The sequence below is a fragment of the Nitrosopumilus sp. K4 genome (assembly GCF_018128925.1).
Lineage (GTDB): Archaea > Thermoproteota > Nitrososphaeria > Nitrososphaerales > Nitrosopumilaceae > HKST03.
In genome coordinates, this window is the sequence record NZ_CP067007.1 from 1361773 (window position 1) to 1386526 (window position 24754).

Annotated in this window: 27 protein-coding genes and 1 tRNA gene; 12 read left to right on the forward strand and 16 right to left on the reverse strand. The window is 33.9% G+C overall.

The features are described 5' to 3' along the window. Positions 1 to 17: 17 nt before the first annotated feature. Genes NsoK4_RS08315 through NsoK4_RS08340 form a run of 6 tightly spaced genes read right to left on the reverse strand, consistent with a single transcriptional unit; the run spans position 18 to position 6693 of the window. Positions 18 to 992, reverse strand: a complete 975-nt coding sequence (locus tag NsoK4_RS08315; RefSeq protein WP_211687023.1) for an HAD-IA family hydrolase — start codon at positions 990 to 992, stop codon at positions 18 to 20. After that, entirely contained in the window at positions 989 to 2059 is a 1071-nt protein-coding gene (hisC, locus tag NsoK4_RS08320) for a histidinol-phosphate transaminase (protein ID WP_211687025.1), read from the reverse strand. Before hisC ends, NsoK4_RS08315 begins: the two co-directional genes overlap by 4 nt. Then, the gene (gene hisD / locus NsoK4_RS08325; RefSeq protein ID WP_211687029.1) at positions 2056 to 3327 is read right to left on the reverse strand and encodes a histidinol dehydrogenase; all 1272 of its coding nucleotides are present in this window, start codon (positions 3325 to 3327) and stop codon (positions 2056 to 2058) included. The genes hisC and hisD overlap by 4 nt, the downstream gene beginning before the upstream one ends. Further along, a complete protein-coding gene (hisG, locus tag NsoK4_RS08330) occupies positions 3327 to 4304 on the reverse strand; it encodes an ATP phosphoribosyltransferase (protein WP_211689021.1) in 978 nt (325 codons plus the stop codon). Before hisG ends, hisD begins: the two co-directional genes overlap by 1 nt. Before the next feature lie 36 nt (positions 4305 to 4340). Next, positions 4341 to 5597 carry a hydroxymethylglutaryl-CoA reductase, degradative gene (locus NsoK4_RS08335; protein WP_211687033.1) on the reverse strand — a complete coding sequence of 419 codons (1257 nt, stop codon included), beginning with the start codon at positions 5595 to 5597 and terminating at the stop codon, positions 4341 to 4343. Position 5598: 1 nt separating this feature from the next. Beyond that, positions 5599 to 6693 (reverse strand): PQQ-dependent sugar dehydrogenase, encoded by a 1095-nt coding sequence (locus NsoK4_RS08340; RefSeq protein ID WP_211687036.1) that lies wholly within the window; start codon positions 6691 to 6693, stop codon positions 5599 to 5601. An 82-nt stretch (positions 6694 to 6775) separates the two neighbouring features. Between NsoK4_RS08340 and NsoK4_RS08345 the strand changes: the two genes are divergently transcribed. After that, positions 6776 to 6865 (forward strand) — tRNA-Met (locus NsoK4_RS08345). Position 6866: 1 nt separating this feature from the next. On the opposite strand, the gene NsoK4_RS08350 is transcribed toward NsoK4_RS08345, so the two are convergent. Next, positions 6867 to 8195, reverse strand: coding sequence for a tRNA(Ile)(2)-agmatinylcytidine synthase (locus tag NsoK4_RS08350; protein ID WP_211687039.1), 1329 nt, complete (start codon positions 8193 to 8195; stop codon positions 6867 to 6869). Positions 8196 to 8278: 83 nt separating this feature from the next. Here NsoK4_RS08350 and dph2 point away from each other — a divergent pair, with 83 nt between their 5' ends. Further along, the gene (dph2, locus tag NsoK4_RS08355; protein ID WP_211687041.1) at positions 8279 to 9274 is read left to right on the forward strand and encodes a diphthamide biosynthesis enzyme Dph2; all 996 of its coding nucleotides are present in this window, start codon (positions 8279 to 8281) and stop codon (positions 9272 to 9274) included. Here dph2 and NsoK4_RS08360 read toward each other — a convergent pair. Beyond that, positions 9269 to 9868: a tetratricopeptide repeat protein gene (locus NsoK4_RS08360; protein WP_211687044.1), complete on the reverse strand. Its 600-nt coding sequence runs from the start codon at positions 9866 to 9868 to the stop codon at positions 9269 to 9271. The genes dph2 and NsoK4_RS08360 overlap by 6 nt on opposite strands. A 9-nt stretch (positions 9869 to 9877) precedes the next feature. Then, positions 9878 to 10948: a zinc-binding dehydrogenase gene (locus tag NsoK4_RS08365; protein WP_211689023.1), complete on the reverse strand. Its 1071-nt coding sequence runs from the start codon at positions 10946 to 10948 to the stop codon at positions 9878 to 9880. Between the two features lie 85 nt (positions 10949 to 11033). Here NsoK4_RS08365 and NsoK4_RS08370 point away from each other — a divergent pair, with 85 nt between their 5' ends. Both NsoK4_RS08370 and pheA read left to right on the forward strand, forming a co-directional pair. After that, positions 11034 to 11585, forward strand: a complete 552-nt coding sequence (locus NsoK4_RS08370; RefSeq protein WP_211687046.1) for an exosome complex RNA-binding protein Csl4 — start codon at positions 11034 to 11036, stop codon at positions 11583 to 11585. A gap of 3 nt (positions 11586 to 11588) precedes the next feature. Further along, positions 11589 to 12404, forward strand: coding sequence for a prephenate dehydratase (pheA, locus tag NsoK4_RS08375; RefSeq protein WP_211687048.1), 816 nt, complete (start codon positions 11589 to 11591; stop codon positions 12402 to 12404). Here the strand turns inward: pheA and NsoK4_RS08380 are convergent. The 3 genes from NsoK4_RS08380 to folP are packed head-to-tail and all read right to left on the reverse strand — an operon-like array spanning position 12401 to position 15186. Next, the gene (locus NsoK4_RS08380) at positions 12401 to 12871 is read right to left on the reverse strand and encodes a hypothetical protein (RefSeq protein ID WP_211687051.1); all 471 of its coding nucleotides are present in this window, start codon (positions 12869 to 12871) and stop codon (positions 12401 to 12403) included. The two genes, pheA and NsoK4_RS08380, sit on opposite strands and share 4 nt — an antisense overlap. A gap of 35 nt (positions 12872 to 12906) precedes the next feature. Then, a complete protein-coding gene (gene guaB, locus NsoK4_RS08385) occupies positions 12907 to 14340 on the reverse strand; it encodes an IMP dehydrogenase (protein ID WP_211687054.1) in 1434 nt (477 codons plus the stop codon). A 30-nt stretch (positions 14341 to 14370) separates the two neighbouring features. Continuing rightward, entirely contained in the window at positions 14371 to 15186 is an 816-nt protein-coding gene (folP, locus tag NsoK4_RS08390) for a dihydropteroate synthase (RefSeq protein WP_371816032.1), read from the reverse strand. Positions 15187 to 15271: 85 nt separating this feature from the next. Here folP and NsoK4_RS08395 point away from each other — a divergent pair, with 85 nt between their 5' ends. The 6 genes from NsoK4_RS08395 to NsoK4_RS08420 are packed head-to-tail and all read left to right on the forward strand — an operon-like array spanning position 15272 to position 19308. Continuing rightward, complete coding sequence (locus NsoK4_RS08395; protein ID WP_211687059.1) at positions 15272 to 16009, forward strand: 6-hydroxymethylpterin diphosphokinase MptE-like protein; 738 nt, start codon at positions 15272 to 15274, stop codon at positions 16007 to 16009. Between the two features lie 36 nt (positions 16010 to 16045). Next, complete coding sequence (locus NsoK4_RS08400; RefSeq protein ID WP_211687061.1) at positions 16046 to 16618, forward strand: hypothetical protein; 573 nt, start codon at positions 16046 to 16048, stop codon at positions 16616 to 16618. Continuing rightward, positions 16605 to 18146: a glutamine-hydrolyzing GMP synthase gene (guaA, locus tag NsoK4_RS08405; RefSeq protein WP_371816033.1), complete on the forward strand. Its 1542-nt coding sequence runs from the start codon at positions 16605 to 16607 to the stop codon at positions 18144 to 18146. Before NsoK4_RS08400 ends, guaA begins: the two co-directional genes overlap by 14 nt. A 7-nt stretch (positions 18147 to 18153) precedes the next feature. Beyond that, entirely contained in the window at positions 18154 to 18510 is a 357-nt protein-coding gene (locus tag NsoK4_RS08410) for a hypothetical protein (RefSeq protein ID WP_211687067.1), read from the forward strand. Positions 18511 to 18546: 36 nt separating this feature from the next. Then, positions 18547 to 19014: a pyridoxamine 5'-phosphate oxidase family protein gene (locus tag NsoK4_RS08415; protein ID WP_211687070.1), complete on the forward strand. Its 468-nt coding sequence runs from the start codon at positions 18547 to 18549 to the stop codon at positions 19012 to 19014. Positions 19015 to 19047: 33 nt separating this feature from the next. Continuing rightward, positions 19048 to 19308 carry a DUF2024 family protein gene (locus tag NsoK4_RS08420; protein ID WP_211687072.1) on the forward strand — a complete coding sequence of 87 codons (261 nt, stop codon included), beginning with the start codon at positions 19048 to 19050 and terminating at the stop codon, positions 19306 to 19308. Here NsoK4_RS08420 and NsoK4_RS08425 read toward each other — a convergent pair whose 3' ends face one another. The 3 genes from NsoK4_RS08425 to NsoK4_RS08435 are packed head-to-tail and all read right to left on the reverse strand — an operon-like array spanning position 19309 to position 23599. Next, positions 19309 to 20178 (reverse strand): ROK family protein, encoded by an 870-nt coding sequence (locus NsoK4_RS08425; RefSeq protein ID WP_371816002.1) that lies wholly within the window; start codon positions 20176 to 20178, stop codon positions 19309 to 19311. A gap of 29 nt (positions 20179 to 20207) precedes the next feature. Then, positions 20208 to 21839, reverse strand: coding sequence for a thermosome subunit beta (gene thsB / locus NsoK4_RS08430; RefSeq protein WP_211687077.1), 1632 nt, complete (start codon positions 21837 to 21839; stop codon positions 20208 to 20210). Positions 21840 to 21883: 44 nt separating this feature from the next. Then, positions 21884 to 23599 (reverse strand): adenine deaminase, encoded by a 1716-nt coding sequence (locus NsoK4_RS08435; RefSeq protein ID WP_211689025.1) that lies wholly within the window; start codon positions 23597 to 23599, stop codon positions 21884 to 21886. A gap of 118 nt (positions 23600 to 23717) precedes the next feature. Here NsoK4_RS08435 and NsoK4_RS08440 point away from each other — a divergent pair, with 118 nt between their 5' ends. Continuing rightward, positions 23718 to 23999, forward strand: a complete 282-nt coding sequence (locus NsoK4_RS08440) for a 50S ribosomal protein L44e (RefSeq protein ID WP_211687080.1) — start codon at positions 23718 to 23720, stop codon at positions 23997 to 23999. Next, positions 23996 to 24193 (forward strand): 30S ribosomal protein S27e, encoded by a 198-nt coding sequence (locus NsoK4_RS08445; RefSeq protein WP_211687082.1) that lies wholly within the window; start codon positions 23996 to 23998, stop codon positions 24191 to 24193. Before NsoK4_RS08440 ends, NsoK4_RS08445 begins: the two co-directional genes overlap by 4 nt. Here the strand turns inward: NsoK4_RS08445 and NsoK4_RS08450 are convergent. Next, on the reverse strand, positions 24176 to 24745 hold the full coding sequence (locus NsoK4_RS08450) for an NTP transferase domain-containing protein (RefSeq protein ID WP_249111049.1): 570 nt from the start codon (positions 24743 to 24745) through the stop codon (positions 24176 to 24178). The two genes, NsoK4_RS08445 and NsoK4_RS08450, sit on opposite strands and share 18 nt — an antisense overlap. Positions 24746 to 24754 lie beyond the last annotated feature (9 nt).

The window sequence follows — 24754 nt, forward strand, 5'->3', positions numbered from 1 at the left end:
AGAATATCTAATCTGGTTTATTCTAAATTTAATACCTTCGGAAGAAGTTCGATGGATTCGAGAACAAGTTTAGCACCATTTTTTTCAAATAACTCCAGTTTTTTCATAGGTTCTTTGCTTGTACCCACAATTCCACAGAAGAGGGTATTATGTCCAGACGCAGTTGCTTTTTTTGCCATTATAAGATCTTCCATAGAATCACCAACGTAGATAGTATTTTTGCAGTTCATACCTATGATTGAGTGCAATAAGGATTTTGGGTTGGGTTTGGCCATCTCCCTAGGTTCGTCTTCTAAAAATGCAGAGTTCTTCAGATCAAATTCATCCAAAAGATTCTGTAGAGAAAATTTTACTGATTCTTTTCCCCTTCCAGTTACTATGGAAATTTTTGATGAAAATTTTTGTTTTAATTTTTGAATCAGAGATTCATTTAAAATCACTACATCGTTTTCGATGAATCCAGGTTTAGAAAATTGCGAGGTGTTTTTGAATAGTTTAAGATAAAGTTCGGGACCATAAAACATTTGATCAAATATTTTGTATAACGGATTTTGATGGTGTGTTCCAGGATATGATAATTTTTCTTTAATGTTACTAATATCAACTAAATTCTCAATATACTTTTCAGCTGAAACTATGCCAGTAGAGTCTGCATTATTAATTACATCAAAAATAAAATCATGTTGGTTTTTTCTGAGTTTTTTTGCAGCAAAAATTGAAATTATTGCACCGTATGTAACATCAACTTCATCGTTAAATCCACCTGTTGCCTTGAATCCCTCAATAATTTCTGAATCAATCTCTATTCCATTTGAAATTCCTGCAAAATTTTCCAAGACATATTGAGTAGTTTCATTGATCGTAAGATCATATGACTTTGTAATGTCAATCAGTACACCATCGCAGTCAAAAACAATTCCATCGCTTTTAATCAGCATCTCATTAATAGAATCATCTACATAGAGCCCATCAGATTTCTTTGTAAGAGTCATCCTAGCAGATCACGGATAGCAAGTAGAAATTTTGAATTCATCTCTTTTGTTCCAACAGTAACTCTTAGGCAGCCTTCATGATTTCCAATTTTTCCCAGTTTTCGAATAGATATTCCCTGTTCTATTAGTGCGTTGTATACCCGTTGGTATGAACCATGAGCATCAAATAGTACAAAATTAGCCTTAGAGTCAAATACCTTAAAAGCATCATATTTCTGAAGATTTTCAATTATCCGCTTTCTTTCATTTTTGATTGTAGTTGTCGCATTTTTCATCTGCTCTGATTTGTCCAAAGCAAAGATTCCAGACTCTATGGTAATTGTACTTAATGGATAAGGGTATTGCAATACCTGATTAAATGCTGCAGTAAAGTCCTTGTTTGCAATAAAATAGCCAAGTCTAAGACCTGCAAGACCAAAAGACTTTGAGAGTGTCTGAACTACTATCAAGTTATTTTGAGACTTTACCATGTTGGATAACGTATAATCGCTAAATTCACCATATGCCTCATCAATTATTATTAGTCCATTAAATGATTTCACAAGTTTTTGCAAGTCACTTTTAGGGAATTGGAATCCTGTAGGATTGTTTGGTGAATCCAAATACAAAATATCGGCATTCTTTGATTGTTTTGAAAATTCATTAATGTCAAGTGTCATATCGTCAGAAAACGGAATTGCAATTACCGGAATAGAGTAAAGTTTACACCTTTCCTCAAAGAATCCAAATGTAGGATTTGATGTCAATACTTTGGTTTGTTTTGATGCAAAATTAGATAATATCAGATCAAGGATTTGATCAGAACCATTACCAACACCAATCATCGATGCAGGTACTTTTACGAATTTTGAGATCATCTGAATTAATCTCTCAACACCTCCAAGGGGATATTCTCTGACATCTGAAGTTTTTCGTGCATTAGAGATGACATCGGACTGGAATTGTTTTGAAATAACATAGTTTTCATTGGAATCTAGTTTCAAAACATCTTCATAAAGTTCAGGCTTTTTGTAGCCTCCAAGTGAGATGAATTTTTTTACTTTGTCATCTACCCAGTTCTTTTTCATTCTAACCTACCTCTAACGGCCTCATAGTGATTTGGTAATCCTTCTGCATCTGTAAAGACTTGAAGGTGTTTTGATATTTTTTTCAGTGACAGTTTTGTTGTGCTAATATTGGTAATTGTTTTAATAAAGTCAAGTACAGACAGAGAACCTCTAATTTTTCCAAATCCATTTGTAGGAAGTATGTGATTTGAGCCTAGAAGATAATCGCTAGCAGACGAAGGAGAGTCATTTCCTACAAGCACCAGTCCTGCAGAAGTAATTTTTGATGCAATTTTTTGGGAATCTCTAGTCATTATTTGGAGGTGTTCAGGGGCCATATCATTTGCAATTTTTATCATGTCTGATTTGTTTCTACAAATTGCAATAAACCCATTTTGTTTTAGACTAGGTCTTACAAATTCACTTCGTTTTATTTTTGGAATTAAATCAGAGATGATACAATTGACAGATTTTGCTAGTTTTTCAGAATTTGTAATCAAATAGCAAAATGTATCTTTGCTGTGTTCAGATTGGGAGATAAGATCCAGTGCAACGTATCTTGGGTTTGCAGAACTATCTGCAATGATTCCAAGCTCTGTTGGACCTGCAAGCATATCAATCGATGTTTGTTCGTTTATCATAGATTTTGCAAGAGTAACAAATGTACCTCCAGGTCCTACAATCTTGTCTACTTTTGGAATTGATTTTGTTCCAAATGACAGTGCGCCTATTGCTTGAACTCCGCCTGTCTTGTAAATTTCAGTTGCACCACAAATATCAGATGTCACAATAGTAAGTGGATCAATATTCCCATCAGTTCTAGGAGGAGAAACAACTACGATTCTGTTTACACCAGCTACTTTTGCCGGAATTACAGACATTACAACGGTACTAGGATATTTTGCCAGGCCGCCCGGAATGTAGCAACCAGTACTTTGAATTGGTTGGAATTTTTTAGATATTTTTATTCCATCTATTTGAAGTGTCTGATTTTTTAGGAGTGATTTGATTTTAGATTCTGTTTTTTGTAAACGGCTTTTTGCAAGTTTTATTGCTTGAAGTTCTTCTTTACTTACTTTAGCATAAGCAGATTTGATTTCGCTTTTTGAAAGTCTTAGATTTTCAATATTTGTATTATTGAATTTTTTTTCATATTTCCTAATTGCCGCATCACCATTCTTTTGAATGTCTTTTAGAATAGATTCTACTATTTTCTTGTTTTTTTGAGGCTGTTTTTGGATGACTTTTGATACAAAGTTTGCAGAATTAGGTACACGGATTATTTTCATCAATTTTCTTCATCACGTTTAATCTCCTCAAGCTCCAGAATCTGTCGTGGTTCATGAACAACTAATCCTTGAGCGATCTTCCTAAGTTTAGGGATTAATTTGTGGAATTCTTCTTTTCGTATTACGGTATTTACGCCATACCAACCATCTTCACTTAGTGGGCTAATGGTAGGTTTTTTCAAAGATGGCATTTGAGATAGCAGTTTTTTGAGATTTTTTTCTTCAACGTTAAGATAAATGTGTAGATGTTTTCTTCCATGAACTGCACCACGCATTAGTGTAACAATATCAAAAATTTTTTCACGTTTCTTGGAATCCTTAAGTGATTTTTTATTTACAATAAGATGTGCAGTTGAAGTTAAAACTTCATCAACAATTTTTAATTTATTTTGTTTCAAAGTTGTTCCAGTTTCAGTTACATCCATAATTGCATCAACATCTTCTGGAGGTTTTGCTTCTGTTGCACCAAAAGATAAGTGAATTTGCACATTTTTGTTAGTACCCAATCTAACCCAAGGAGTTACAATGAGAGGTTCTTTATTTCCAAAATATTTTTTGTATGATTTGCATTGTTTAAGAAATCTTGCAGCAGTTGTTAGATATTCAGAAGAAATTCTCATTATTTTTTTCTTCTTTGCATAATCAGCGATCATCGAATCGAGATCCTTGTATTTGTAGTTATCAGGAAATGCAATTACAAGTCGAATTTTTCCATATTCTAAATCTAAAATAGGTTCAACATCTGCTTTTGTTTCTCCCACCCAATCTTTACCAGTAATACCTACATCATAAAGTCCTTCAGAAACAAGAGTGGGAATTTCTTGAGGTCTAAGCATTTTAACAATAATTTTTGGATCATCAAGATAAACACGATAAGTTCGACTTTTTCTATTGACTTTTGTCCAAGATTTTTCTAGGAGTTTGAATGTAGCTTCTTCCAGACTACCTTTAGGAATTGCAAAGCGAACCTGAGACATGTTGAGTTTTTTCATTTTAGCTATATAATTGGATGTTTAAATTTGTGTTAACAATTCTTTTGCTTTATCAAGTGATATACTATTTTGTTCAATCATTTTTTTGACAATTTCATCTATTTGTTCAGGGGTGGCCCCAGCAGCAGCTGCTAGATTTCTAGCATGGAGTCGCATGTGACCTTTTTGAATTCCTTCAGTAGAAAGCGCTCTTATTGCACTATAGTTTTGAGCCAAACCAGTTGCAGTCATAACACATGCAAGTTCTTGTGCAGATTGTGCACCGAGAATCTTTGTACACACTTTGGCAACAGGATGAACATTGGCAATACCACCTACAATTCCAACCGAAAGTGGAATCTCCAACTCTCCAACCAAATTTCCATCATTGTCTTTACTCCATTTAGAAAGAGAGCGATATCTTCCAGATTTGGCAGCATATGCATTAGCTGCTGCCTCAATTGCTCTACTATCTTGACCTAACGCGTTTGCAACTGAAATTACTCCATTCATAATTCCTTTGTTATGAGTTACTGCTCTATACACATCATTGTCTGCAAATTCAAATGCCAAAATAATATTATCAACTACTTTTTCTCCTCCGACTTCCTGTTTATCAAATACAGCGGTAGCTTTTGCTATTCTTCTTGTAGAATAATTTGATAAGATTCTAAGCAGTGCTTTACCTCCTGTAATTTTTTCAATTAGTGGAGATACTGCTTCACACATTGTATTTGTAACATTTGCGCCCATTGCATCGCCTACATTGATTAACAGTTCCACAATCAACATTTTCCCTGATGGTGTATCAATTTCTTTACAAGAAACTTCTTTTGCACCTTTTCCCATTTTTGATAAAGTATTACTTTTTGAATTTGCAAGTTTTAAAATTTCAGTTGAAGATTGTTGGATTTGTTGGATTGCATCCTGCTTGTTAACATCTAAAACTTGAATTTGTCCTATACTGTATGACTCATCAGCAGTTACTGTAAATCCCCCTTTTATTCGAGCAATTTTTGCACCTTTAGAGGCTGCGGCAATTACTGACGGTTCCTCTATAACCATAGGTATGAGATAGTCCTTACCATTAATTTTGAAATTTGTTGCGATTCCTAAAGGTAGTGAGAAAGTACCAATTGCATTTTCCACCATTTTATCTGCCTTGCCAAATGAAATTCCACCATTTTCATTTTGTAAAATTTCTAGATCTGTCTTAGACAAATCTGCAAAATCACCAACTATGTTTAATCTATCTTCTCTTGATTTTTCAAAAAACTTAGAAATTGAAGAATCTTTCATGTTATTTCATCACTCTTAGTAATTTATCATCCATATTATCTGGAAAACCTTTTCCATCAGTGTTTGAAGTAATTATATACAAACTTCCATCAGAACCCTCTTCAACATCACGAATTCTGCCTACTCCACTCAAAATAGTTTTCTGGGAATTCAGACCCTCTTCAAAGTCTAATTGGTATAGATTTGTGGCACGCAATGATGCCATTACAAATGGTGAATCCAGGTTAATTTTGTCTTTAGAGTAATATAATATTCCTGCAGGTTCAATACTAGGATCATAACACATAATTGCATTTTCAAATTCTGCGTGTCCTGAACACTGTTGTTCAGGCCATCCATAGTTTTTGCCTGCGATTATAATATTGATTTCGTCATTTTTTTCAGGACCAATTTCAGCAAGATACATTTTTCCCGAGTCATCCCATGTCATTCCCTGAGGGTTTCTGTGTCCTAAAGTATACACAGGCGAATCTGAAAAGGGGTTATCTTCCGGAATGCTTCCATCATAATTTAACCTTAAAATCTTTCCAGATAATGAATTTAAATTTTGAGGATCATGTGAAGAATCAGAAATAGTTCCTGTTCCAACGTATAATTTTTTGTCAGGTCCAAATTTTAGAAAACCACCATTAGTGAATTCAGAGCCAGGAATTTTGTCAAAAATTGTGGTTGCATCAACTAGTTTGTTATTAGATTCTTTAATTTGTAAAATCTTATTCCATAATTTTCCATTTTCTTCATAAGTAAGATAAACATAGAGAAGGTTATTTTCTGAAAATTCAGGATGTAATGTTATTCCTAATAGACCACCATCAAAAGGAAGAGCGGGTCTTAATGTTGCAAGTGGTTCTTCTAATAATTTATTATCCTGAACAACACGGATCATTCCATATTTTTCCGTAACAAAAACTCTATTTTCAAAAACAGCTAATGAACGGGGAGAATCAAGATTTTCTGCAAGAATCATTACAGAATCATCTTCTGATTTGAAAGAAGAAGGTTCTGGTAATGGTAAAGGATCAGAGGGAGATGTTAAGACATATGCAGAAAATGCAAGTGCACCAATGACTGCAACTATTCTAACTTTTTTATCCACAAGAAACGAATCTTTTGAAATCCTATTAATTACTTTCAAGGTTAGATAAAGCGTATATACGGCTCGTGTTCATTTCTGAATCAGCGGGGTGGGGAAGCCAGACTATTTAGGGCTAGGTCATCCCGGCGGGCTCATAACCCGCAGTTCAGTAGTTCAAATCTACTCCCCGCTATTTAATTTCTATAAATACAAAACCATGAATCAGATGGATTGAATTTTGAATTTTTGTTTTTTATTCCAATTCTCTGCTCAGGTCTAGTAAGATGTCTGTGGGCAGAGATTTTTGGAGTGTAAAGTCTTTGTTGAATTTTTCTAGGCTTTTGAAGAATAGTTTTTTTTGAGGCTTTTGAACCACATTTGACACATTGAAATCCTTGCTTCTTTCCTTTGGATTTCATCTTTTTCTTACATTTTTTACATAGTGGATTTGTTTCCTCAGTGATTTTTTTCAGGTTAATGACTTGAATGAATTCTATATTTAGTGTTCGAGGGAATTTTTTTGTGGCTTTTTTAATTCCTCCACCTATGTTTATTTTATCACCAACAATAAGATTCTGTGCTACAAATGTGATTCCTGTAGGTTTGTAAACTGCACAATGTACCGTATAAGATTTTGAGGTGATTGAAAAAAGAACATGTCCTCCTTTGATAATTTTAGGAGTGGTGGAAACAGTTCCCAAAATAGTGCCAGAGGAATATGGTGTTAGATCTTCTACATTTAGTTTATTTGATAAATGATCACCAGTTCCCTGATTAGATTTAAAGATCATATAACCATCTAATTTTTCTTTAGGTTTCAAAATTTTTGATGCTTGTAGTAATGAAGAAAGGTTTTCTCCACGGATTCCATAAAAAACAGGGTCGGGTCCATGAGGCGTAATCAAAACTCTCTCTTTTTTTGAATCAAAATTGTTGTAGGTATATGGAAAAGTCTTGTTTTGCATCTCTTCTACGTTTTTAGATGAAAGTTTTCTTTCTTTTCCAAATCTAGATTTTTTACGGTAGCTTAGTAGCTCTAATGTGTGATCATCAAATTTGTATCCAATAGCACCAATTGCTCCAACCAATCCTTGTCCATTTCCATGATAAAAAAATTCCAAGTTATTCTTCTTGGCAAATTTTTTTGCATAATTTCTATTAACAAGTTTCCATAATGCTAACCTGCTAAAATCAGTAAAATTTTGAGGTATGGAATCATTTTCATAAAACACCAGACCTGGATTTGCACCATTTTTAATATCAGAATATTTCAATACAAGATTTTTAATTTTGGTTTTAATTTTAGAGACATTTTTTGTTCGAATTTTTATTGAAACAGCCCCATTTCCTCGTGTTTTCCAAGGAATGTTTGGGTTAAATCGAACTAGTTGTGGAAAATCTAAAAATTCTGAATTTTCCTTTTTTAGCTCATCAACAATTTTGTACGCAAGGAAAGTAGTACACATTCCCTGTGGGGAATCAGTATCATCAAAACCAATGGTCAAAACTTGTTTTGAATCCATGACTAATTTTAGGAACTTGAGACATTTTTAGTTGTTGAAAATCACAGTTGGTTTAAATTAAAAGCAAATGATCCTTAGCTAAATTGATAGTGGTAGATGAGGAGCGTATTTTCAAAGAAATTGAATCTAAAAAACCCGTATCAGTCTCATTAAATGGACCAGATGGGATTTTACCTCAAGTTCAAGACACAGCAACTAAAATCACTGAAAAATTTGGCATTCCAGCATATGTTTTAGCAGATACTACATGGGGAACATGTGATTTGAATTCAAATGGTTCAAAGGTTCTAGGGGCAGATATTCAGTTTAACATAGGACATACAATCAATACAGAATCATTTGAGGGAAATGTAATTTTGATTGATGCGTATGATGATGTTGAATTTGATAGGGTTGCTACCAAATGTATTGAAATTCTAAAAGGCAAAAAAATTTCCCTAGTAACAGACAGTCAACATCTTCACCAAGTTGATAAAGTAAACGAAATTTTAGCTAAAGGAGGAATTGATGTAAAAATTGGCAAAGGCAAAGGACAGTTAAACGATGGTCAAGTATTCGGTTGTGAATTTTATCCAGCTACAGAACTAAAAGATAAGGTTGATGCATACGTCTTTTTGGGGCAAAGTAATTTTCATGCATCAGGAATTGCATTATCAACAAACAAACCAACTTATGTTTTAGATCCATATTTTAATGAAGTAAGAGAAATTACTGATTTTGCTCAAAAATTAAAAAGAAAGGCCACACTAGCAATTTACAAAGCAGCTGAAGCAGAGTCTTTTGGAGTGATTGTTGGATTAAAAGAAGGTCAGCTTTCCAAGGTTTTTGCTTTAAAATTTAAAAAAGAATTAGAAAAAGAAGGGAAAAAAGTTCAACTGTTTGCATTAACAGACATTACAAATGAAAGATTAAGAAATCTAAAGGGAATTGATGCATTTATTCAAGTAGCATGCCCACGAATTTCTACAGATAATCAATTTGACAAACCTGTTTTGTCAACACCTCAAGCAAACGCTCTTTTGAAAATCTTGAGAAAGGAGAGTATTGAAGGATATCTCGAAATACCTCACTGGTTATAGAATTAATTTTTGAAAGGTAGGGTTGTGGTGTAGTTTTTCAAATAATTTGGTTTTTTTTGCTTTTATTTTGAATTGATTTCCTTGATAAATTGCTTTTTGTAATGTTTTTAATCCTTCATCAATCATAGATAACATTACAAGACTACATGATTTATCAAATAAGACATCACCGTTATTTGGATAATCTAAAAGTATTTTATCACAACATACAATAGATTCTTCAAATTTTTTCAAGGAAAACAAAATTCTCTCTTTATGATATAATGCAATGTTGTATTTTGGGTTATTCTCTAGAATTTTATTACATAATGACAATGCATCATCAAAAATTCCTTGTTTTCTCAATGATGAAATTTTGTTAACTAAGACAGATAGATCATTAGGTTCAATTTTTAGTGCATCATCATAGCACTTTATAGCACCATCATAGTCTTTGAGATTACTTAGAGCATATCCTTTGTTGTTTAAAGAACTCAGATGTGTTGGGTGTTCATCGAGAATTTTATCATAGTACGATATTGCATCTTGAAGTTTTCCTTTTAGGAACAATCTATTTGCTTCATCAAGAATGGAATCGGTTTTTGGATCTGCCAAAAAATCACTTCATGGTTTCATTATGATCTTTCCAAAAAGTCCTTTTCCTTTCAACATTTTTGTGTGAGCTTCTGCTGCATTTTCTAAAGTATATACTGAGTCAATAATGGATTTTATTTTTCCTTGAGACATCCAGTATAATCCCTGTTCCAGTTCTGCTCTTGTCCCTTGCGTTGAGCCTAGAACATTAATTCCTTTGAAGAAAATATGTCGCAAATCAGTTTTTGCGTCATATCCGGTGGTAGCTCCAGTAGTAACAATTGTTGCACCGTATTTCAGTAAAGTGAGTTCTTTGTTCCAATGAGTACCGCCAATATGCTCAAAAATAACATCCACTCCAGGAATATCGCCATATGGCTTGGGAATGTTTTTTGCAATGTTTCTTACTTCCTTATACCAGTCTTCTTTTCTGTGATCAACTGCATAGTCTGCACCCAATTCAATTAATTTATCTAGTTTATCAGGACTTGCAGTAGCAATAACTGTACAACCGTAAAGTTTTGCAATTTGAATACCATAATTCCCAACACCGGAACCTCCTCCCATTATCAATACAAGTTGTCCAGGTTGAATCTTTGCTCTACCAACTAGCATATGCCATGATGTCAACAGTGTCATAGATGCAGCTGCAGCATCATCATATGAAACACTGTCTGGAATTTTTACAACATTTACTTCAGGCAAATGAGTTACTTCACAATACCCTCCCCATAAGGGTCCAGTTTCAAATCCCCAGATTTTTCTACTGCGACAATCGTATTCTCTTCCATCAGTACATGCTTTACAAACTCTGCAAGACATGTTTCCATGTGAGACAACTCTATCACCAATTTTGATATTTTTTACATCGTCTCCAATTGCGATTACTTCTCCAGCTGCATCTGTTCCAGAGATATGAGGCAAAGGAATTGCCAATGGTTTTCCCCTCATTCCCCAAATATCATCATAGTTTAAAGCAGCTGCCTTTACTTTGAAAACAACCTCATCAGGTTTTGGTTTTGGTTCTGGAATGTCTTTAATTTTTAGAATTTTAGCAAAATCATCATCTGTAGTATATTGATCATACACTAGGGCTCGCATGATTTTTTTCAATTATTTCTGGATATATGATTTACCTGCTTAGATTACCACAAACAATTATAATCATAACGGCAAAATCCACATCATGTCAGAGTCAACCATTTTTCCAGGTGATAAAATAGCATCTATTGAAGAATATGAGGCAGGCTACAATACATTTGATGATGGGGATATGGTCAGAGCTGCCACAGTAGGAGAAAAAGACATCGATAAACAAACCAGGGTTGCAAACATTAAACATCCTAAAACACTTTCAATTCCAAAAACAGGAGATACAGTGATTGGTACAGTAGCAGCAGTGATGTCGTCTATGATTGCAGTTTCAATTGATTATATTAATGGAAAACCAACCACATCAAAAGTTGAATGTGTATGTGGTACAAGAAACATAAGAAAAAAGAACATTGCATTAGTAAACGATATTGTTACTTTGAAAATAGTAAATCATCTTAATGGAACAATTCATGCTACAATAGATGAACCACAGTTGGGAGTACTTTTCACAAAATGTAGAAAATGTGGAGGAAAAGTAGTTCCAATGCGTGATGCAATCAAATGTACCGAATGCTCATGGATTGATGAAAGAAAACTTTCAACAAATTTTGGCAATGGTGATTTCGTAAAACTTAGAGAATAAAAAATGAAACGTGTTTCGTTCCAAGGTGAACGAGGGGCATATAGTGAAGCAGCAGCAAAATCATTTTTTGATGAAGAAATAGAAACTGTTCCTCTTGCAACTTTTGCAGAAGTACTTGAAAGTACAAAAAATAATAAAACAGATTTTTCAATTTTACCAGTAGAAAATTCTATTGAAGGTAGTGTTGGTGAAAGTTATGATTTACTTTTTTCAACAGAACTAAATGTGGTTGGTGAGTATTACCACAGAATTGAACATTGTCTAATTGGAAATGGAAAATTAGAAGAAATTGATACAGTATATTCTCATCCACAAGCACTTGGACAGTGTAGAAATTTTATTGAAGGGCACAAAATGAAGACAGTTCCAACATATGATACTGCAGGAAGTGTAAAAATTATCAAAGATATTGGAACAAATAATATAGCTTGTATTGCAAGCAAAATGGCCTCAGATCTTTACAATATGCCCATAATTTCAGATAGAATCGCCAATAATCTAAATAATTATACTAGATTTTTAATTCTATCAAAGCAACAAAAAAAAGAAACAGGAAGAGACAAAACATCAATCATATTTTCAATAAAGCATGAACCAGGATCTCTTTTTAGAATAATTGAAAGCATTCACAGCCATAACGTTAACTTGACAAAAATAGAATCAAGACCAAATAAAACAAACGCATGGGAATACAATTTCTATGTAGATTTTGAGGGACATGTAGATAACTCGATTATTTCAGAAATGATTGAGAAAATTAAAAAAAACACATTATTTTTGAAAATTCTTGGTTCCTATCCAGCGGCTAGACTAGACTAGAATCCTTTTGGTTTTCTAAGAGTGAATCCCATGCTAAAACCAATAATAACCATACCTGCTGTAATCACCACCAAGTGATATGTGAACAGAATTGGGTCAACAGTCACATTCAAGGTTGCAACAATATGCAGGTTGCTAGAGCCAGTGTTTTGCACTTTAATCATAGTTACGCCATCTTCTAAATGAACCCAATCAAGCGTAACTTGTTTGGCATGAGAGGTGTTAGGAGGGATTTGTAATCCATCACCAGGGCTAGATAGTGTAAGATCAAATTTGTCTCCCGTAATAGTCATAGATTGGGTTGCACCACTGTTGGCTCTAATCTGATAAGATGTAGACTCTCCGACTCCAAAAGTTTCATCAACTTGAACTGTTTGTAATCCAATATCAGAAATTAACGAGTAAATACCAATTCCAATAATTGCGCTACCTACAACTAGCCCAATTATTGTTCTCTTTGATAACATGACTTTTAGAATTTAGATACTGCTTAAAAAATTACCTACATTAATGAAACATCATGAGGTTGACTTTCTGCAAATCCAGCCCTAGACATTTTGATAAATTCTGCGTTTTGTTGCATTTGTGAAATTGTATGTGCACCGCAATAGCTAAGACCAGAGCGAACGCCTCCAGTTAGTTGTTTTAGAATATCAGTCACTGTTCCTTTGTATGGAACCATTGCCTCTACCCCTTCTGCAACATAATCATTAAGATCATCATCAAGTGATATTGAGCCTGTTTCTTTGGATTTTCTGCCGATTGAAGCTGCAAGGGAAGCCATTCCTCTATAAACTTTGAATCTTTTACCATTTTTAGTTAAGACTGTACCAGGAGATTCATCTGTTCCTCCAAGCATGCTTCCAACCATTACAGAAGATGCTCCTGCTGCAAGTGCTTTGGTTGCATCACCAGAGGTTCTTGTGCCACCATCAGAAATTATTGGGATTCCATGATCTCTTCCTATTTTGGCACAATCCATTACTGCTGTTAATTGTGGGACACCTGAGCCGGTAATTACTCTAGTAATACAAATAGAACCAGAACCTACACCGACTTTTACAGCATCAACTCCTGCTTTGATCAAGTCTTCAGCACCATGAGCCGTAGCAATATTTCCTGCAATCAATTCACAGTCAGGGAATGCTTTTTTGATATTTTTTACAGTAGCAATTGCATTTTCGCTATGACCATGTGCAATATCAACAACTAATACATCAGCTCCTGCTTCAAGCAACGATTCTGATCTTTCTAAAAAGTCCCCCTTGACACCTACTGCTGCACCAACTAAAGGCCTTCCTTTGGTATCTTTTGATGCAATAGGATAATCCTCAATATTTGTAATATCCTTGCTAGTGATTAATCCTTTAACAATTCCAGATTCATCTACAATAGGTAATTTTTCAATTCTATGTTTATGTAAAAGTGATTTTGCATCATCAAGACTTATTCCAGGTTTTGCAGTAACAACATCTTTTGTCATAACCTCTTTGAGAGATAGTCTTGAGTTTGATTCAAACAGTAGATCTCTATCAGTTACAATTCCAACCAATTTCGAATCAGAATTTACAACCAAAAGGCCAGATACTTCCTTATCTTCAGCATAATCTATTGCATCTTGGACTGTTTTATCCTCAGATATAGAATATGGATTTTCAATCATCACACTTCCAGATCTCTTAACTTTGAGAACTTCGTTTGCTTGTTCTTGAATAGTCAAGAATCTGTGAATGATTCCAATCCCACCAGCACGAGCCATGGCTACAGCCATGGCAGATTCGGTAACAGTATCCATATTTGCGCTCACAAATGGAATATTGATTGAGATGTTTCGTGAAAGTTGGGTTTTTAGATCGGTTTGTGACCTACTTGTTATATCAGAATATTTGGGTACGAGAAGAACGTCGTCAAAAGTTAATCCCTCTTTGAATTCCAATGAAACCTTGTAAAGAAAGTCAAAGATGGATTATAAGCCTTTGTGTGATCTTGACAACTTTTCAGCAATAGTAATTGCATCTTTTGTTTGAGCAACATTATGTGTTCGAATAATGTCGGCTCCATTAACAACACACAAGGCCTCTGCTGCAATTGATCCAAACAATCGATCAGGAGGGTTATCTTTGTTCAACAGTTTTCCAATAAAGGATTTGTTAGAAACAGAGATCAGAATAGAATGTTTTTGTTTGATATTTTTCAGATTTTGAATAATTTGTAGATCCCTTGAAAGCCAATCAGATTTGATCCTTGTAAAAAACGGACCTTTACCTGACTTTCTAAAAAAACCAATTGCCGGATCCAAAACTATTCTTGATGAAGAAACATTTGCTTTTTTTGCAAGTTTCAAGCTTTCTGAAAGAAGTTTTTTTGTTGCAGTAACTTGATTGCCTAAAACAGTTTTAGTACTAAAAGCACATAAGATCAAAGAGACATCGTAATTTGATATGACGTCAACCATTTTTGGATCATATTTTAAACCAGATATATCATTAATAATTTCTGTACCGTTATCCAATGCCAATTTAGCAACACTTGATCTGCACGTATCCACAGATATGGGAAGATTAGAATAATTTTGAATGTGTTTAATAGCTGATATGATTCTTTTTGATTCAGTTTTTTCAGAAGTTAGAGTTGAAAGATATGGGGCTGTTGACATCCCACCTACATCAATAAAATCTGCTCCGTCAGATTCCATTTTTTTGATGGTGTCTCTAATAGTTTTTTTTGTGGTCTTTACAGATTTTTTAAAAAAGGACTCAGGACTTGTGTTTAGTATGCCCATTATACGTACTGGATTCTTTCCACCCACATCTACGCTTGATAGTCTATTCACATGATTTATCAAAAACCATACCAATTTGAGTCATATGATAATCTCAGGGTGGAGTTTACAATACTCCAAAATTCTAAAAGAATTCAATTACGATAAAAAACAGGATTTTGAATCATCAGTGATTTTAGATTCTATTATTGAAAAATCAGCAATAGAAGAAAGAATCAGAGGAATGATTAATTCAAAGACAGTTTTCGTAATAGGGGCAGGGCCATCATTGAAAAATGCAATTCCATTTTTAAAAAAATTCAAAAAAAATACAAAAATTGTTGCCGATAGTGCATTAAAACCACTCTTGGAAAAGGGAATCAAGCCAGATATTGTCATAACTGATCTTGATGGAGATGAGAAATCATTAAAGCAAGTAGGAAAGACAAATACGATTTTAGTGGTTCATGCTCATGGTGATAACATACCTAAATTGCATCTTGCTGAAAATTTTAAAAATTGCATTGGAACAACACAGGCAAAAGAAGTTGGAAAGATAAAGAATTTTGGAGGTTTTACTGATGGGGACAGAGGGGTTTTCCTTGCAAATTATTTTAATGCAAAAAAAATTATTTTGTGTGGTATGGATTTTGGGAATAAAATTGGAAAATTTTCAAATACAAAAAAGTTTGAAAGAAAAACCAAGATAAAAAAACTTTACAAAGCAAAATCTCTTTTAGAGTGGCTTGCTAAAAAATCACAATCAGAATTATTTACAACATCAAGTCCAATTGCAGGTTTTAAAAAAGTAAAATTCAGAGAATTAGATATCATAATTACCTAGAATGCATTTAATACCCATATCTACATCATAGAAATTATGAAGTTCTCAGAAGAACAGATCAAGGACATAGTTGCTTTAAAAGAAGATTTGATCGGTCAAATTGATAAGCATCAAGATGCCATAGAAAAACTCGAAAAGAATTTGCAAGTTTTAGATTTGGTTCTCAAAGAATCTAGTTTTACAAAGGCATCTGATTTAGCAAAAAAAATACCAGTAAAAGAGGAGTTACCACCAACTGAGAAAAAACCTGTTGAAAAAACTATTCCAATAAAACGAGGTAGTAATGGTGAGGTAATTGCAAATGCGTATGTTACACCAGAACAGGTATCAATTGTACTTGACGAAAAAATGGGAATTACTGATGACACTCCACCATTCAAATCATTTTTCATCGATAGAATAATTGGAGAAATGAAACGAAAAGATTCAGCTGATGCAGATAATGGAAAAATCCAAAAAGAATCAATTATTGATTACATCATTAACAAAAATGGCTCAGATATTAGAGAAATCATAATCAGAAATTATAGACAAAAAGAAAGAGTAAATGAAATAATTAACACTGCAGGGTGGTCATTAACACGCATGCTTGAAAATATCAAGAAGTGATCAAATGGACAAGATAGTTGTTTTAGATTTTGGTTCACAGTACAGTCATTTGATTTGTAGACGTATTAGAGAATTTTCTGTATATGCAGAATTAGTACCATATGATATCAGTTATGAAGAACTGCAAAAACACAATCCAAAGGGGATTATTTTTTCTGGAGGTCCATCAAGTGTATACAATGATGATGCTCCAATTCCAGAGAATAAAATTTTTGAAATGAATTTGCCATTGTTAGGAATTTGCTATGGTCATCAACTAATTGTAAACAAGTTTGGAGGAAAAGTGAAAAGAGCAAACAAGGAATATGGTTCATCATTACTAACAATTGACAATGACAAAGATTTGTTAAGTGGAGTTGGAGAATCAGTAAGAGCTTGGATGAGTCATGGAGATGAAGCAGAGCAGATTCCTGAAGGATTCAAAGTTATAGGCCATACTGAAAGTGCAAAAGCAGCTGCAATTGCATCAGAAAACAGATCAATTTACGGAATACAATTTCATCCAGAAGTAGTTCATACTGAACAAGGAACAGAAATTCTGAAAAATTTTGTATTAAAGGTATGTAGGGCAAAGCAAGATTGGACAATGGAGGGATTTATCGAGTCAGAAGTTGAGAGACTCTCAAAAATAGAAGGAAGTGTTTTGTGTGGAGTTAGTGGTGGAATAGACTCAACAGTAGCAGCATTATTAATTCATAAAGCAATTGGTGATAGACTAAAGTGTGTTTTTGTAAATAACGGCCTCTTACGATTAAATGAAGAAGTAGAAATTGAAGAGATGTTTAAAGAAAATTTCAAAGTCAATTTTACTTCAATTGATGCATCAGAGAAATTTTTAGACAAGTTAAAAGGAGTAGGTGATCCTGAGAGAAAAAGAATGGTTGTAGGTGAAGAGTTTATTCATGTGTTTACTGAGTTTGCAGAAAAAAATGGACCTTTCAAATGGCTTGCCCAAGGAACCTTGTATCCAGATGTAATTGAAAGCGGGGTATCTAAAGGCCCAGCTGCTGTGATAAAATCACATCATAATGTAGGAGGATTACCAGATTGGCTTGATTTAGAAATTTTAGAACCACTAAGGGAATTATACAAAGATGAAGTCAGAAAGATTGCAAAAATTTTAGGAGTTCCTCAGAAACTATTCATGAGACACCCATTCCCAGGACCAGGATTAGCTGTTAGAATAATCGGAGAGATAACACCTACCAAATTACACATTGCAAAAGTAGCAAGTAAAATTGTTGAAGATGAATTGATGGCAGCAGATCTCTATGGAAAAGTTTGGCAAGCATATGCAGCAGTTGGAGACGACAGAGCAGTAGGCGTCGTTGGGGATGAAAGAAAATACGGAAACATTGTAATGATTAGAGTGGTTGATTCTATTGATGCAATGACAGCTGATTGGACAAGATTACCTCACGGACTATTAGAAAAAATGAGTAACAGGATAACAAATGAAATCGAAGATGTAACATGGGTCACATATACAATATCAAGTAAGCCTCCTGCAACAATAGAGCCACAGTAGTGATAAAATGAATTACGAAAAAATCTGCCAAGTTATTTTGGATGTTGACAAATCAATTCGATATGTTGGCGTTTATGATTATGGCGAATTATATGATAAAACACGAAAAGGTTTGAAAAGCTATCTAACAAAGGAAGAAACAGAGACATCATTATCTCAAGCAGTATACAGATGGTCTACTAGAAAGAAGACGACAGAAAAAATTGGAAAACCAGTTTATGCAATGGCAAAATATGAAAAAATTTACAGAATAACAATTCCTATTGGAGGGGCAGGATTGATTCTAATAAGTACCGAACTTGATGCAAATATCAATGAAATCACAGACAAGATTTTAGAAATTATTCCCAAATTTGGTGTTTAAAAAACTCCTTTAATACATTAATCGCCTAAATAATTCATGGTAAAAATCCCAGATGAAATAAAAGAATTCATAGAAACTCAGGGAATTTTTGCAGTAGGTACCATAGGAGGTAATAACATGCCTAACGTATCGCCTAGAATATTTTTTAAAATTGAAGAAGATGTTGTTTACTGGCTAGACTTTTTCAAGCATAAATCGTTCAAAAACATGCAAGCAAATCCATGGGTGACTATTTCTGTTTTTAACAAGGACGATTTGAAAGGATTCCAATTTAGGGGAAAAATATCATTCATAACAGATGAGCCAACAAAATCACAAATAAAAAATTTCATTATCAAAAAAACACTCAAACAAAATTCATCAGAAAAGGTAAAAAAAATCAGTCAAAAAGAAGCACAAGTAATACAGTTTGAACCAAAAGTATGTTATTCATTAAATCCTGAAGAATATACAGACATGTGTATTGGTTCAGATATAGATTCTACACAACTTTTTCAAAAGTAATCTAATAAATATTCTGAAAATTTTTCATTAAACATGGATTTTCATGTATTTGACACATATGTCAAGGCAAAAGACGGTCATACAATGCATTTCGATGTGATAACTGACAAGAAAGAAACAGAGAAAGCAATTTCCTATGCAAGAGAATGGTTGAAAAATATTGGAGAAGAGAATGTAATGGTAACTGCTGAGGAATGTAAATTTTGCCATACTCAATCAGTTCCAGACGATATGGAAATTGAAATAATGACAAATGGTTATTTTATAGCAAAGATGGAAGGTTGTCCAGAATAACTATCCTAATAATGCAGCACCAAAAACACCTGCAGAGTCACCAAGAGTGTTTTTAAGAATAGGTGTTTCAACCAGATCTGAAAAAACTTTTTCATAAACAGAATTTTTTCCATCAGTATACAGAAAATCGATGTTAGATAATCCACCACCAATAACAATAGCATCAGGATCTAAAATATCAATGACGTTTGCTAAGCCATACCCAAAATTTTCAAGAAGTTCATTTTTCCATGAATTAAGAAGTGATTTATCTGGAGATTGAAGAATTTCAGGCACAGTTTGATCTTTTTTTGACATTTCTAGCCATCGTTTTTCCAAGGCGGGGCCACTGATGTATGTCTCAACACACCCTTTCTTTCCACAATAACACATATTCCCATTATGATATAGTGTATGATGTCCCCATTCACCGGCAATATTTGTTCTTCCTTGATGCAGTTTTCCATTGATAACTATTCCACCACCAACGCCAGTTCCCATGATAACTCCAAATACAACTTCAAATTCTTTTACAGCACCCAACATAGATTCTGCCTGAGTAAAGCAGTTTGCGTCATTTTCAATTAATATTTTTTTATCAAAAAATTTTTGAAGATCTTCTTTAAATGATTTCCCAATAAGACATTGAGTATTACTGTTTTTTATCAATCCAGTTTTTTTGGATATTGCACCAGGAGTGCAAACACCTAAAGAAAAATCATCAATGTCATTTGAGAGTTCATTGACAAGGGATTTAATTGAATTTAAAATCTCTTGATAATTGTTTTTTGGAGTTGGAATTCTTTTTCTTTGTATAACATTTAGAACTTCATCAAGTAAAATACCTTCAATTTTAGTTCCACCAAGATCTATGCCAATTTTATGCAACAATAGTGAGGAGGTGTTGTATCTTATGAGATTTATCCCATTGGAGGCATTCCGCCGCCACCGCCGCCACCTGGGCCACCAGACACGGCAATAACATCATCAATTCTTAGGATCATGCATGCAGCTTCTGTTGCAGATTTGATGATTTGTTCTTTAACTACAATTGGTTCTACAACATCAATTGCCAACATGTCTGCAATCTTTGTATTTCTAGCATCAATTCCAGTCCATTTTCTTCCTTGATTTTGTTTTGCTCTAAGATTTGCCATGGTGTCGATTGGATCCATGCCAGCATTTTCTGCAATTGTTAATGGAATTGTTTCTAATGCTTCAGCATATTTTTTAATTGCTAGTTGTTCTCTCCCATCAAAGCTGTCTGCCCAATCTTTTAGTTGTGATGCAGCATACGATTCTGGTGCGCCACCGCCTGCAACAATTTCAGGTTTTTCAATAACATCTTTGACAACCATAAGTGAGTCATGAATTGAGCGGTCTACCTCATCAATTACTCTTTGTGAGCCACCTCTGATTAGCAAAGTAACAGATTGTGGGTGCTTGCATCCCTCAATGAATACCCATTTGTCAGATTCTACTTTCTTTTGATGAACTAAATCAGCAATACCCAAGTCTTTTTCAGACAAGTCATCTAGATTAGAGATCACTCTACCGCCAGTTGCTTTACCTAGTTTTATCATATCACTTTCTTTGACACGACGTACTGCAAGAATGCCATGTTTTGCAAGATAGTGTTGTGCAATATCATCAATGCCTTTTTGACAAATCAAGACATTTACTCCAATATCATGTAGTTTGTCTACCATAGTTTTGAGCATTCTATTTTCTTCTTCTAAAAACATCTGCATTTGTGTAGGATCAGTAATTCTAATTTCAGAACTCATTTCAGTTTTTTCAATTTCTAATGCAGAGTTCAGCAACGCAATCTTTGCCTTTTCAATTCTGGTTGGCATTCCACTGTGAACAATTTCCTTGTCAAGTACAATTCCTTTTACAATTTGTGTATCCTGAATTGAACCGCCAGACTTCTTTTCTACTTTGATATTTTCAAGATCCACAGAATAAGTTTCACCTTTTTTGGTTGCAACTTTTAGAATTGCATCAACTACAACTCTAGACAAAACATCGCTATCTTCAGAGATTAGTTTTGACTGCATGCTAGTTACTGCAATTTTTAGTAGTGATTCACGATCATCTGGTTTAATCTTCTTTGATAATTCTGAATAGATTTCCAAGGCTTTTTCAGCAGCTGCTTGATATCCTTCTATTATTACTGAAGAATGAACATCTTTTTTGAGCAATTCTTCTGCTTTTGCCAAGAGGGCTCCACCAAAAACAACAGATGAAGTGGTTCCATCACCAACTTCATTATCTACTGTTTTAGAAATTTCTACCATCATTTTTGCTGCAGGATGCTGAACATCAATTTCTTTTAGAATAGTAGCACCATCATTTGTAATAGTAACATCACCCAATGAATCAACCAACATTTTATCTAGACCTCTTGGGCCAAGACTGCTTCTAACCAATTCTGCCACTAATTTTGCTGCAGCGATGTTATTTTGTTGAGCGTCTTTGCCTTTTTGCTGTAATGCACTTTCTTTTAGTACTAATACAGGTCCATTTGGTCCTTGTTGAATTGATGCCATTTAGATTCAGATTCAATCCCCTGAATGCCCCTTTTTAACATTACTTACTTGATCGGATTGATATAGGTCCTATTTTTGACATCAACAATTCCACCTGAAAGAATTCTAACTGAAGGAAGTGCCAAAAAAGGCAAGAATAACGGTATCAGATGAGGACGAGAAAATTTACATCCTGAGGTTACAATTGTGTCATTAATTTTTTTAAAGTTTGAAGAAACTTTTTCAAATGAATCTGTAGAAATGATTCCTGCCAATTGCAAAGGTAAAGAGGCTAAAACTTTTCCAGATTTTACCACTGCAAGTCCACCTTGATTTTTTACTAGTAAATTTGATGCAATTGACATATCTGTCTCATTTGAACCAATTACTATCAAATCATTCTCATGAAAGCTCCATGTGGATGCAAATGCGCCAATGTCAGCACCAAAATTTTCAAGAAATCCTATGGAATGTTTTTTTGTCCCATAGATTCTATCAAACGCAGCTACTTTCCAGACATCATTTTCACTAGATGCTAAAACATTACTATTTTCAGATTTTAGTTTGGCCTCACCTAATTTTGTGATTATTTCGGTTTGCATATGTATTGTATTGACATCTACATGATCTTTTTTTGTCTTAACTTCAAAGTCAGTAGGCGAGAATTTCTTTAGTTTGACTGTATTTCTAATCCAAGAAGAAATAAATTTCCTCTTGATACTAGTTACAATTTTGCCGTTAGACACAACCAGTTTTCCTCCTACAAAGACTTTGGACGGTTTTATTGTTTTCAAATTATCAAAAATTAGAATATCGGCTAGTTTTCCAGGAGCAATTCCCCCTAGATCTTTATTCATGTTATAATAATCAAAACAATTTTTTGATGCCATAGTAATTGCATCAATTGGTTTTAGACCATTTTTGATAGATTCTCGTACACAATGATCAATATGACCATATTTTGTGATGTCAATAGGATCTAAACCATCAGAACAAAACATTAGTTGGTTAGTGTAAGTTCCATGCGAAATGACACGTTGAATTATGTCTTTTAAATCACGTCGAATTGAGCCTTCCCTAATCATTACAGACATGCCTAATCGTAGTCGTTCTAGCACTTGATCAAAGTTGATTGGTTCATGACAAGAAAGAATCCCTGATGACACATATGCATTTAATTTTTTTTCACTTGCTCCAGCAGTATGACCATTTATGATACAGTCGGATTCTAGCATGGATGATAATGATTTCATAGTTTTTGGATCACGAAGTGTAACTTTTGTCCATGAAAAAACTTCGCCCATGCCAAGTACATGAGGATGTTTTACAGAATTTTTTTGCTCAGATAATGTCATTGTTTTACTGTTGCTAAATTTACCATCTACAGGCAAACCACCAGGCACTACTTGAAAAATCCTAATTGGCAAGTCTTCACCTAGTTTCAAAAATTCTTGGAATCCTTTGTTTCCAGATACACTCACTATATCAATTGGATCTGAAAAAAGTGAAGTTACACCACACAGAAGAGATTTTTTTGCAAGTTCGGATGGTAAAACAAACTGATCAATATGGACATGAGGATCTGCAAATCCAGGACTGACAAATTTTTCCTTTACATCAATTATTGCAGTTTTTGGTCCTATTGTATGACTTGCGTCAGGACCAACGTATGCAATCCTATCTTTAATAATTGAGATCTGTATTTTTGGAATTATCTCTCTTGTGTAAACTGAAAGCAATGAACAGTTTTTCAATACAAGATCGGCTTTTTTGTCTCCCATTGCAACGGAATTTAATGAAGAAATCGAATCAGATAGGCTTGAAGTCACGCACCATAGTTGTATTTTGAGCCTATTATAGATTCAATGCTTAAATTACCGTTGAAGTGGTTTTTTTGATATGAACATACCCAAGACCATCAGAAAGTATTGTGCAAAATGCAAAACACATACTGATCAAAAGGTCTCAATCTACAAGGCTGGTAAAAGACGAGGTTCTGCAAGAGGAGAACGCAGACATGCTGAACGAAAACAAGGGTATGGGGGACAAAAATTCCCAAAACTAGCAAAGCCAGCAAAAGTAACAAAGAAGGTTACTCCGATCATGACCTGTACGGTATGTAAAAAGAAATACAACAAGCCAGGCATCAGAATTAAGAAATTTGAGTTGGTGGCAGCATGAAAAAAGATCATATTGAAATTCCAAAACCCACAAGTAAATTCCAGAAAGTTAATTGTAATGAATGTGGTGAACTACAAATTGTTTATTCTCATGCTTCGCAGCCAGTAGCATGCAATTCCTGTGGAAATAATATTGCTGAACCTACAGGCTCTAAAGCAAAAATAAATGGAAAAATCTCAGGTAGTGCCGAGTAGATCATAATCTTCTTTAGTGTTTAGATTAAATCCAATTCTTTTATCATCTAAAATTAGAAAATTTTCAGTTACGTTTTTTCTGTCATTGATTTTTTTAGCATTAATCATAGAAATACCTGAATAACAACAGATCTGATTATTAAAATCGATTTCATAGTTGTTAGAAATTTTTAAAGACTTTAAAAATTCTTTTGTTAAAAGTATACTAGTCCAGATATTTTTTGGATTGTATTGTTTAACAATTTGTTGAATAATTTTTCCGTCTAAAAGCGGTAAGTCACCAGAGGTTACAAAAACAGAGTCATTTATAGAAATTAATGAATCGTTAAGATCTTCAACGTATCCTTTTCCAGACGAGTTATGCAATTCAATATGATGTTTTTCAAGTAGTTTTTTTGTATCAGGAGAATTTGAACTCGTAACAGCAATTATTTTTGAAAAGCAGTTTGATTCTTTTAGTGCATCAATAACATGTAAAATAATTGGTTTTTTGTAATGTAGCAATAATTTTTCTTTAGGAACAGACATTCTACTTCCTTTGCCACCAGCCATAACAATTCC

What these genes read in the sequence shown, in the direction of transcription:
- NsoK4_RS08435 (WP_211689025.1), bottom strand. Translation starts at nt 23,599, where the DNA reads ATGGGAGACAAAAAAGCCGATCTTGTATTGAAAAACTGTTCATTGCTT.
- folP (WP_371816032.1), bottom strand. Translation starts at nt 15,186, where the DNA reads ATGGGCATACTAAACACAAGTCCTGAGTCCTTTTTTAAAAAATCTGTA.
- NsoK4_RS08335 (WP_211687033.1), bottom strand. Translation starts at nt 5,597, where the DNA reads ATGAAAGATTCTTCAATTTCTAAGTTTTTTGAAAAATCAAGAGAAGAT.
- NsoK4_RS08450 (WP_249111049.1), bottom strand. Translation starts at nt 24,745, where the DNA reads ATGGCTGGTGGCAAAGGAAGTAGAATGTCTGTTCCTAAAGAAAAATTA.
- NsoK4_RS08410 (WP_211687067.1), top strand. Translation starts at nt 18,154, where the DNA reads ATGAATTACGAAAAAATCTGCCAAGTTATTTTGGATGTTGACAAATCA.
- NsoK4_RS08365 (WP_211689023.1), bottom strand. Translation starts at nt 10,948, where the DNA reads ATGCGAGCCCTAGTGTATGATCAATATACTACAGATGATGATTTTGCT.
- NsoK4_RS08350 (WP_211687039.1), bottom strand. Translation starts at nt 8,195, where the DNA reads ATGGATTCAAAACAAGTTTTGACCATTGGTTTTGATGATACTGATTCC.
- NsoK4_RS08380 (WP_211687051.1), bottom strand. Translation starts at nt 12,871, where the DNA reads ATGTTATCAAAGAGAACAATAATTGGGCTAGTTGTAGGTAGCGCAATT.
- NsoK4_RS08420 (WP_211687072.1), top strand. Translation starts at nt 19,048, where the DNA reads ATGGATTTTCATGTATTTGACACATATGTCAAGGCAAAAGACGGTCAT.
- pheA (WP_211687048.1), top strand. Translation starts at nt 11,589, where the DNA reads ATGAAACGTGTTTCGTTCCAAGGTGAACGAGGGGCATATAGTGAAGCA.
- NsoK4_RS08315 (WP_211687023.1), bottom strand. Translation starts at nt 992, where the DNA reads ATGACTCTTACAAAGAAATCTGATGGGCTCTATGTAGATGATTCTATT.
- NsoK4_RS08445 (WP_211687082.1), top strand. Translation starts at nt 23,996, where the DNA reads ATGAAAAAAGATCATATTGAAATTCCAAAACCCACAAGTAAATTCCAG.
- hisG (WP_211689021.1), bottom strand. Translation starts at nt 4,304, where the DNA reads ATGTCTCAGGTTCGCTTTGCAATTCCTAAAGGTAGTCTGGAAGAAGCT.
- NsoK4_RS08415 (WP_211687070.1), top strand. Translation starts at nt 18,547, where the DNA reads ATGGTAAAAATCCCAGATGAAATAAAAGAATTCATAGAAACTCAGGGA.
- NsoK4_RS08370 (WP_211687046.1), top strand. Translation starts at nt 11,034, where the DNA reads ATGTCAGAGTCAACCATTTTTCCAGGTGATAAAATAGCATCTATTGAA.
- thsB (WP_211687077.1), bottom strand. Translation starts at nt 21,839, where the DNA reads ATGGCATCAATTCAACAAGGACCAAATGGACCTGTATTAGTACTAAAA.
- NsoK4_RS08440 (WP_211687080.1), top strand. Translation starts at nt 23,718, where the DNA reads ATGAACATACCCAAGACCATCAGAAAGTATTGTGCAAAATGCAAAACA.
- hisC (WP_211687025.1), bottom strand. Translation starts at nt 2,059, where the DNA reads ATGAAAAAGAACTGGGTAGATGACAAAGTAAAAAAATTCATCTCACTT.
- NsoK4_RS08400 (WP_211687061.1), top strand. Translation starts at nt 16,046, where the DNA reads ATGAAGTTCTCAGAAGAACAGATCAAGGACATAGTTGCTTTAAAAGAA.
- NsoK4_RS08395 (WP_211687059.1), top strand. Translation starts at nt 15,272, where the DNA reads ATGATAATCTCAGGGTGGAGTTTACAATACTCCAAAATTCTAAAAGAA.
- hisD (WP_211687029.1), bottom strand. Translation starts at nt 3,327, where the DNA reads ATGAAAATAATCCGTGTACCTAATTCTGCAAACTTTGTATCAAAAGTC.